General features: G+C 78.3%; 1 protein-coding gene. It reads left to right on the forward strand.

The window, feature by feature from the left end; genetic code table 11:
- Positions 1 to 21: 21 nt before the first annotated feature.
- Positions 22 to 1,118: ATP-binding protein (locus HTZ82_RS02285; protein WP_175407559.1), on the forward strand; the 1,097-nt coding region annotated here is incomplete at its 3' end.

Consider the following 1,118-nt stretch of genomic DNA (forward strand, 5'->3'; position numbering starts at 1 on the left):
GGGTCCGGGGCGCAGGGTCGCGTGTTCTACGGGCGGCAGCGGGAGCTCAAGGAGTTGCGGGTCGACATCTCGCGGGCCGGGCTCGACACGCTCGCCGGGCGGAAGGCGCCCCGCGCGCGCGTGCTGCTGGTCGCAGGGCGGCCCGGCTCCGGGCGTACCGCCCTGGCCGAGGAGCTGGTCCGGGACCTCGCGCGCGGGTACCGCGACGGTGTCCTGCGGGCGCGGCTGTCCGAGCCCGGGGGCGAGCCCGTACCCGTCGAGCGCGTCGCCTGGCAGCTCCTGGAGGACCTGGGGGTCGACGCCCCCGCGGGCGCCTGCGCGGACGACCTGAGCGACCGGCTCCGCGACGCCCTGCACGCGCGGCGCGTCCTCCTGCTCCTCGACGACGCCGCGGACGCCGAGCAGGTCGACGCGCTGCTCCCGGACAACCCCGCGTGCCTCGTCGTGGCCGTCGCCCACGGACCCCTCACCGGCATCCCCGACGTACGGCCCTGCACCGTCGGCGGCCTCGACGTGAAGTCGGCCATCGAGCTGCTCGACGGGTACGCCGGGTCCGTACGGATCACCGTCGACCCGCAGGCGGCCGAGAGTCTCGTCGAGCTGTGCGGCGGACAGCCCGCCGCGCTCGTACTCGCCGGGGGCTGGCTCGCCGCCCGCCCCACCGCGTCCGTCGCGGACCTGGCGAAGCGGCTGCGCTCCCTGCCCGACGAGGACGCCCCCAGGCCCGCGGCGCTGCGGCCGCTCGCCCGCGCCTTCCAGCTCGCGTACGAGGGCCTCCCGGCGCCCGGCGCGCGCGCCCTGCGCCTGCTGGCGCTCGCGCCGCTGGGCGTCGCGGACGCGCAGACGCTCTCCGCGCTGGCCGGCTGCTCCGTGTCCACGGCGGCGGCGCTGCTCGACGGGTTCGCCGCGTTCGGATTCGTACGGGAGGCTCCGCACGGCCGGTACGAGGTCCCCGGCTGCCTGGTGCCGTTCCTGCGGGAGCGGCTGGCCGCCGAGGACCGGGCGGGCGAGGTGCAGCTTGCGCGGGCCCGCATGCTGGAGCGGACGGTACGGCTCCTCCAGTCCTGCCGGGCGGTCACCGAACCGGAGGGCTCCGCCGCGCGGCGCCGCCTCGCCGG

Source organism: Streptomyces sp. TRM64462 (genome assembly GCF_013362995.1).
Lineage (GTDB): Bacteria > Actinomycetota > Actinomycetes > Streptomycetales > Streptomycetaceae > Streptomyces.